This window comes from Methylobacterium sp. WL103, assembly GCF_008039885.1.
Classification (GTDB): domain Bacteria; phylum Pseudomonadota; class Alphaproteobacteria; order Rhizobiales; family Beijerinckiaceae; genus Methylobacterium; species Methylobacterium cerastii.
Genome location: NZ_VRUX01000909.1, coordinates 1 through 1,214 on the forward strand (window position 1 = coordinate 1; position 1,214 = coordinate 1,214).

The 1,214-nt window shown below is 73.1% G+C and carries 1 protein-coding gene; it reads left to right on the forward strand.

Features of this window, described 5'->3' with window-relative positions; translation table 11 throughout:
- The first annotated feature begins 273 nt into the window (after nt 1–273).
- Nucleotides 274–1,197 carry a 50S ribosomal protein L11 methyltransferase gene (locus FV222_RS26635; RefSeq protein WP_147816132.1) on the forward strand — a complete coding sequence of 308 codons (924 nt, stop codon included), beginning with the start codon at nt 274–276 and terminating at the stop codon, nt 1,195–1,197.
- The last annotated feature ends 17 nt before the right edge of the window (nt 1,198–1,214 follow it).

The following is a 1,214-nucleotide window of genomic DNA, read 5'->3' on the forward strand; positions in this document are numbered from 1 at the left end:
GCCTGGCGCCGGCGCCGGGCGAGGCCGTTGAGGACGACCGGCCGGGCAACGGAAGGTCTCGACTTGGTCACGCGGACGCACCCTCGAGGAACGAACGACTCGGACGACAATGCGGAGTGGCGACGTGGTGGCCTGACCGAAACCGTTGCACGCCGAAGCCGGTTCCGGGGGTCGATATGATGAACGCGTGAACAATCTGCCGCATTCCCAGGCGGTTTTGCCGCGGTTCGATCCGCTTGTGGCGGCTCCGATCCGAGGGTGGTAGAGGCGGCCATGCTCGAAGGCCTGCACCCGAACCGCCCGACCCACGTCCTGCAGCTGATGACCGACGAGCGGTCGGCGCGCACGATGACCGACCTGCTGGGCGAGATGTTCGACCCGACGGAGACGGCGGTGGCCGCCTTCGAGTCCGAGGACGGGGTGACGTGGCGGCTCGAGGCCTACTTCGCCGACGCGCCGGACGAAGATTACATCCGCGACCTGATCCGCCCCGTGGTCGGCGCGAAGGCGGACGCCGCCGAGTTCCGCACCGTCGACCAGAAGGACTGGGTCCGCGCCTCGCTCGAAGGCCTCGTACCCGTGCGCGCCGGACGCTTCCGCATCCACGGCTCGCACGACCGCGACACCGTGCGGCCGAACGAGCTCGCCATCGAGATCGAGGCGGCGCTCGCCTTCGGCACCGGCCACCACGGCACGACGCTCGGCTGCCTCAAGGCCCTGGTGGACGTGCTCAAGCGTGGCCGCCCCGGCCGGGTGCTCGACGTCGGCACCGGCACCGGCATCCTCGCTTTCGCCGCCGCCAAGGCATTGCGCCGCCCGGTGATCGCCGGCGACCTCGACGGCGAGGCGGTGCGCACCGCCCGCGCCAACGCCCGCGCCAACGGGCTCGGGCCCTACCTCAAGCTCTACGAGGGCCCGGGGGTGCGCAACGCCATGGCCGCGCGGACGCGCCACTTCGACGTCGTCTTCGCCAACATCCTCGCCCGCCCCCTGCGCGGCCTGGCGCCGACGCTCTCGGCGGTGGTGGCCGAGGGCGGCGTGCTGGTGCTCTCGGGGCTGATCGAGCGCGACGTGGCCGGCGTGCTCTCGGCCTACCGCCACCAGGGCTTCCACCTCGCCTCGCGGGGCACGATCGAGGGTTGGGTCGCCCTGGTGCTGCGCCGCGGCGGGGCGGCGCCGGCGGCGCCGCCGCGGTGAGGCCGGGGCCCGGGCGG